This window comes from Amycolatopsis sp. NPDC051071, from assembly GCF_040682875.1.
GTDB lineage: Bacteria > Actinomycetota > Actinomycetes > Mycobacteriales > Pseudonocardiaceae > Amycolatopsis.
Genome location: NZ_JBFBBY010000102.1, coordinates 22,661 through 28,843, shown reverse-complemented (window position 1 = coordinate 28,843; position 6,183 = coordinate 22,661). Strand labels below are relative to the sequence as shown.

Annotated in this window: 6 protein-coding genes; 2 read left to right on the top strand and 4 right to left on the bottom strand. The window is 69.1% G+C overall.

The genetic code is table 11. From position 1 onward, the window contains the following. Window positions 1–123: 123 nt before the first annotated feature. Together AB0M65_RS27785 and AB0M65_RS27780 are read right to left on the bottom strand one after the other, a co-directional pair. Window positions 124–1,215, bottom strand: a complete 1,092-nt coding sequence (locus AB0M65_RS27785; protein ID WP_364033588.1) for a serine hydrolase domain-containing protein — start codon at window positions 1,213–1,215, stop codon at window positions 124–126. 58 nt (window positions 1,216–1,273) lie between these two features. Continuing rightward, on the bottom strand, window positions 1,274–2,137 hold the full coding sequence (locus tag AB0M65_RS27780) for a glycosyltransferase family 2 protein (RefSeq protein ID WP_364033586.1): 864 nt from the start codon (window positions 2,135–2,137) through the stop codon (window positions 1,274–1,276). A gap of 122 nt (window positions 2,138–2,259) precedes the next feature. Here AB0M65_RS27780 and AB0M65_RS27775 point away from each other — a divergent pair, with 122 nt between their 5' ends. Then, on the top strand, window positions 2,260–2,793 hold the full coding sequence (locus AB0M65_RS27775; protein WP_364033583.1) for a hypothetical protein: 534 nt from the start codon (window positions 2,260–2,262) through the stop codon (window positions 2,791–2,793). 173 nt (window positions 2,794–2,966) lie between these two features. On the opposite strand, the gene AB0M65_RS27770 is transcribed toward AB0M65_RS27775, so the two are convergent. Together AB0M65_RS27770 and AB0M65_RS27765 are read right to left on the bottom strand one after the other, a co-directional pair. Beyond that, the gene (locus AB0M65_RS27770) at window positions 2,967–4,103 is read right to left on the bottom strand and encodes a glycosyltransferase family 1 protein (protein WP_364033600.1); all 1,137 of its coding nucleotides are present in this window, start codon (window positions 4,101–4,103) and stop codon (window positions 2,967–2,969) included. Between the two features lie 67 nt (window positions 4,104–4,170). Then, window positions 4,171–5,229 (bottom strand): glycosyltransferase family 1 protein, encoded by a 1,059-nt coding sequence (locus tag AB0M65_RS27765; protein ID WP_364033580.1) that lies wholly within the window; start codon window positions 5,227–5,229, stop codon window positions 4,171–4,173. Between the two features lie 19 nt (window positions 5,230–5,248). Between AB0M65_RS27765 and AB0M65_RS27760 the strand changes: the two genes are divergently transcribed. Next, on the top strand, window positions 5,249–6,172 hold the full coding sequence (locus tag AB0M65_RS27760) for a glycosyltransferase family 2 protein (protein ID WP_364033577.1): 924 nt from the start codon (window positions 5,249–5,251) through the stop codon (window positions 6,170–6,172). Window positions 6,173–6,183 lie beyond the last annotated feature (11 nt).

The following is a 6,183-nucleotide window of genomic DNA, read 5'->3' as shown; positions in this document are numbered from 1 at the left end:
CCAAGTACGCCCAGTACGAGGACGAAGGGCCCACACCACCAGGAACCACCTGGATCACGAACCCCATCGAACAGATTTGCCAGACACGCCCTAGCCCTCTTCACGCGTGCCATGAACGGCCCGTTACTGGCAAATTTTGCGAGTAACGGGCCGTTCATGGCATCCGGGGGCACCTCGAGAAGCCCGGATCACCCGGTCGATCTCCTGGATCGCCGCACCCCCGCCATACGTGTGGTTCGACAGCAGGGCGACGTCCAGCCCCTGGCCCGGATAGTGCCGCGCGAGTGAGCAGACGCCGGCGTTGCCGCCGTCCTTGTAGTAGTTCCATACGGAGCCATCGGCGTCGAGAGAGAATTCCAGGCCGAAGCCGTACCAGACGCCCTTGCTGTGAAGCACCTGCGGCGTGAGGAATTCCCTCGTGCGCTCCGGGGACAGAAGGCGTTCTTCCCGGATCGCGCGCAGAAACCGGACGAGGTCGCCGACGGTGCAGTACGCACCCCCATCGGGTGAACCGATCGGCGGGTAACTGAAGATGTTCTGCTTCCAGCCGGTGACCCGCTCGCCGTCGAGGATCGGGTCCCAGCCCTCGGCGACCCTCGGCTGTGGGTCGCGCCGGTCGAAGAAGCCCGACTCGGTCATTCCCGCGCGATCGAGCACGGTCTCCTGGACGTATTCGCGATAGGGCCCGCCGACGATCGTCTCGATCACCAGCCCGGCGAGGACATAGCCCGAGTTGCAGTACCGGCAGCCCTCACCGGGCGCGAAATTCGCTGCCCGGTAAGCGAAATTGGGCAAGTGGTCGCGCGTCTCCATTACCGAATACACCGGTTTGCCGACCCACAGCGCCTCGTAACTTTCCCCTGCCTCCTCGTCGGCGTCGTCGGCGATGCCGGAGGTATGCGTGAGCAGCTGCCGCGTGGTCGCGCCGTCCGCGATCGCCGTGCCGCCGAGATCGATGATCTCGCCGATCGGACGGTCGAGGTCCAGGCGTCCTGCCTCGGCCAGGCGCAGTGCGGCGATCGAGGTGAAGAGCTTGGTGATCGACGCCGTGTCGTAGCGGACGTCCGGCGCGTTCGGCACCGACCAGCGGCGGCTGGCCAGGCCGTAGCCGCGTTCGAACAGCGTCTCGTCGCCGCGGCGGATCAGCACGACCCCGGAAAAGCGCTTGTCGCGAGCACGTTCGGTCAGCCAGGCGTCCAACTCGGCGAAGTCCATGCACCGACGGTAACGACGGCGCGTTTCCGAGTCGCGCGAGTTCCGGTGGCCGGAACGGCTACTTCTTGCGTGTTTCCAGCTTGAGGCGCACTGCGAGACCGGCCTTCACCGCCAGCATGACCGGCTTCCACAGCAGGCCGCGATGACGGTCGGCGAGGTAGCGGTAGGCGCTGTCGTGGTGCACCCGCAGCATCTTCTCCGAAGCCTGCGAAGTCGAGTGCCCGCCGATGTGCATGACACTCGACGAAGGCGCGTACACGTTCAGCCAGCCGGCGCGGGCAAGGCGGTCGCCGAGGTCGACGTCCTCGAAGTACATGAAGTAACGCGTGTCGAAACCGTCGACCGAATCGAAGGCCTCGCGGCGGAGCAGCTGGCAGGACCCGGAAAGCCAGCCGGCCTCACGCTCGACCGGCGTGCCGGACTCCTGGCGGTACTGACGCGTCCACGGGTTGCCCGGCCAGATCCTGCTGAACGCCGCGTGCCCGACCCCACGGCCGAACGACGGCAACAGCCGGGCCGACGGGTAGACGGTGCCGTCGAGATCGTGGATGAGCGGGCCGAACGCGCCACCACGCGGCCAGCGCCCGGCGACCTCCAGCAGCGCGTCGAGCGAACCGGGCTCCCATTCGAGATCCGGGTTCACCACGACGATCCAGCCGTAACTGTCGTCGAGCTCCGCGACGCCGCGGTTGACGGCCGTGCCGTAACCGACGTTCTCGCCGATGCTGAGCAGCTTGACGTTGTCCCGGCGGGCGGCTTTCTCCGGCGCGCCGTCCGTGGAGCCGTTGTCGGCGACGACGACCTGGACGTCCCGGTCCGTCGCCTTCTCGAGCGTGTCGAGGAACTTCTCGAGGGTTTCGCCGGGGAAGTACGTCACGGTCACGACGGCGATCCCGTCGCCGTAGCTGGGGTGCTCAGTCACGCGGCCATTGTCCACCCGTCACCGAACGCGACTCCGGCACCCCACTGACGCGAGTTGCACAACAGCAACAAAGCGCATGCACCCGACTACTCTTCGAGATCATCGCCAGGCAGAATGATCGGATGCCCGTGCACGCCTTCATCGACGAGTCGGTGCGCGATCAGCGCTATCTCCTGTGCATGACTCTGGTCGCCCCGGCACGACTCGCGCCATCACGCCGGGAGCTGAACGCGCTGCTGCTACCCGGTGCGCGCGAGCTGCATTTCAAGAAGGAGAAGGAACCTCGCCGCAGGCAACTGATCGATCGCATAGTCGCACTTGACGTCGTGACAGTGGTCTACGTGGGCTCATGTACAAGGAAAACGGAAGAAGAAACCAGGCAGAAATGCCTCGAACGCGCTGTCTTCGACCTCCTCGCCAAGAACGCCCACCGACTCGTCCTGGACTCTCGAGACCATCGCGATGTTCTCGATCGCAAGACCATGCAACGAGCTCTCGGCTACCGACCCTCCAAAACCGAACTCACCTACGAGCATCTGAACTCTACCGCCGAACCGCTGCTCTGGATTTCGGACGCGGTGGGGTGGTGCTTCGGTGCGGGAGGTCACTGGAGTCGCAGAACGGGGCGGCTCATCGAAGCCGTCGTCAGCGTTTAGAAAGCGAAAAGCCCGCGAGACGACCGTCCGGACGCGTCGCGGGCTTTCATACTCGGCCCCACAGGGACCTTGCATCACCAACTATACCCCAATCACGGACTACGACCTCACTGAGTGCGCGCCGAAAGTGATAGCAAAGGTCCCTTGCTCTCCTCACGACGTCAAAGCGACCCTCAGCCCGCCCGCCGCTGCGCATGCCGGTGCCAAGCCTTCGCGTAGGCCTCCCGGTGCCGCTCCGCGGTCGTAGCCCACGAGAACTCCTTCGCCCGCCGCTGCGCCGCTTCGGCCAGCTCCGCGCGCCGCGAAGGGTTGTCGAGCAGGTCCGAGATCCCCGCGGCGACGTCTCCAGCGCCGACCCCGCAGTAGGCGACCGCGTCCCCGCCGACCTCCGGCAGCGAAAGCCGTCGCGTCGTGAGCACGCTCGCGCCGCAGGCCATCGCCTCCAGCACCGGCAGGCCGAAACCCTCGCCGAGGCTCGGGTAAGCGACCAGTTCGGAGCCGCCGAGGAACCCGGCGAGGGTGTCGAACGGCAGGTAACCCGCCCGGATCACGCGCAGCCGGTGCGGCACGGCGTCGAGCGCGCGCTCGACCTGCGAGTCCCAGCCCGGCTGCCCGGCAAGCACCAGCGCGGGCGGGTTCGGCCTGCCGAGCACGGCGTGCGCGAAGCCGCGGATCAGCGCGGGCACGTTCTTGCGCGGTTCCAGCGCGCCGAGGAAAGCGACGTACGGCGTCTTCCCGAGTCCGACGGCCTTGCGCGCGGCCTCGATTTCGGCGGCCGACGGCGGATGAAAGCGGTCCGGTTCGACGCCGTGGTGGATGATCTCCAGTTCGGCCGTCCGCACCTGGCCGACGCGCTCGAGTTCGGCCGCCGTAGCGATACTCGGCACGACACACAGCGTCGCGCGGCGAAGCGCCGTCGAGGTCCAGGCGCGGAAGAAGCGCGCCTTCACCGAAGAGTGCAGGACAGCGTCGGTGAAGAAGGTCGCGTCGTGCAGCGTCACCACCGAAGCGGCCGGGCTGGCCAGCGGCATCGTGTAGTGCGGGGAATGGACGACGTCGGCGGCGAGCCGCCGGACCAGCCGGGGCAGCGTCGCCTGTTCCCAGGTCAGCCGCGCGGTCCGGGTCGAAGTCGACGGTGACGTGGGCACGATCCGCGCACCGGGCGCCAGCCGGTCGTACAGCACGGCGTCCCGCGGCTGGCAGACGACGGTGATCCGCGCACCGTCCTCGTCCAGCGCCGCGACCAGCGAATCCACGTAACGACCGACGCCACCCCTGTCCGCCGGGACGGCTGTCGCGTCGATCAGCACGCGAGGGTCATCGGTCACCCTCGCAGGGTACGACGGCACCCTCCCCTCGCGGTGGGGAACCGACAAACTAACGACGCAGGTGAAGACCCCAAACGGCAGAGGCCGCACGCTGCCAGGTGAAGTCACTCGAACGGCTGAGACCGCCGTCACGCAGCGCTGTCACCAGCCCGGGATTCTCCAAAACGTTCTTCAGAGCACCGGCAAGCGCTTGCGCGTCACCCACCGGTACGACGACGCCCGCTCCCCCGGCCACCTCGGCCAGCGCCGGTACGTCGGAGTGCACGACCGGCACGCCGGCCGCCATCGCCTCGATCAGCGGCAGCCCGAAACCCTCCGCCCGGCTCGGCATCGCCAGCACGGCCGCGCCCCGCAACGCGAACGCCAGTTCCGCGTCGGACACCTTCCCCAGCAGCCGGACGTCGGCGCCGTGCTCGCGCGCCAAGGCGAGCGGGTCGATCCCGCCCCACCCAGGTTGCCCGGCCAGCACCAGCGGCACCCCGATCCGGCCGACCGCGTCGATCAGCACGTCGATGCCCTTGCGCGGCTCGATCGTCCCGATCGCCAGCACATACCTTTCCGGCAGCGCGACCTCGGAGAACTCGACGGGTGGCCGCACCCCATGCGGAATCACGCGAAGCGGGACAGACACCGGAACCAGTCCGCCGAGCTCGTCCGCAATCGCTTGCGTCGGCACCGTCAGCGCGGTCGCCCGCCTCGCCGCCCGCGCGATCACCGCCTGGTGCCAAGCGACTCCACGCGGCGTCAGCGTCTCGGGATGCGTCCACGGCACGGTGTCGTGCACCGCGACCGACAGCGTCCGCCCCTTCGGCACCCGCGCGGGTGCGAGTGGCGTCGGCGCGTGCACCGCGTCGCCGCCCGGCCACCACGGCAGCCCGAGCTGCCAAGCGGCGATCAACGCGCGAGGCGGGATCGGCAGCACCCGCGGCCCCGCGACGCCCTCGACCACGGCGGCGTCGACGTTCGCGTGCCGCGCGACCACGCTCGACACCGTCCAGCCAGGCGGCGCGGTCTCGGCGAGCGCCCGCAGCAGCTCACCGGTGTAGCGGCCGGTCCCGCCGGGGACGGGCGCCAGCAGCTGCTCGGCGAGCACGACCAGTTCGGGCATGGTCTCTATTCTCTCTGGCATGACCGACGCCGAACCCAGCACCACCGTCGTCGTGGTCACCTGGCGCGGCGCCGCGCATATCACCGCCTGCCTCGACGCCCTCGCCACGCAGTCCCGCCCGCATCGCGTCCTGGTGGTCGACAACGCCTCCGACGACGGAACGGCCGCCCTGCTCGCCGCCCACCCCTCGAAGCCGCAGGTGCTCCGGCTACGACGCAACACCGGCTACGCGGGCGCGATGGCCGCCGCGCTGGACAAAGTGGACACCCCGCTGATGGCGTGGCTGAACGACGACGCCGCGCCGGCCCCGGAGTGGCTCGCGACCTGCGAAGACACCCTGGAGAAGGCTCCGCTCGCCGCCGCCGTGAGCGCCCGGCTGACGCTGGCCGACGGCGCCGTCCAGTCCACCGGCGTCCGCCTCACCGCCGACGGGCACGGCGCTGACCTGCCGGAACCCGCCGCCGAGGTGTTCGGCTTCTGCGGCGGCGCGGCGGTGCTGAACGTCGAGGCGCTCCGCTCCGTCGGCGGGATCCCAGCCTCCTACTTCTGCTACTACGAGGACACCGACGCCGCGTGGCGACTCCGGCTCGCGGGCTGGGACGTCGTCAGCGCGGACGCGGACGTCACCCATCACCATGGCGCGAGTACTCGGCCGGGTTCGGTCCAGTTCCACCTGTGGAATGAACGCAACCGCCTGCTCACTCTCCTCCGATGCGCTCCGCGACAGGTCGCGATCCGCCAGCTGGTGAAGTTCGCCGTCCTCACGCTCGTCTTGCCTTTCCGGGGGAAACCGGCGGCGCCGAACTTCCGGCTGAGCCTCCGATGCCGGGTCCTCGGCGCCGTCGCGGCCCGCCTGCCGCGCACGCTGTTCGAGAGACGGGCCATCGGACGACGGGCGGCGCTCGGCCGAGGCGCGGTCTGGGACGCGTGGGCGGGCCTTTAAGCTTGGGCCAA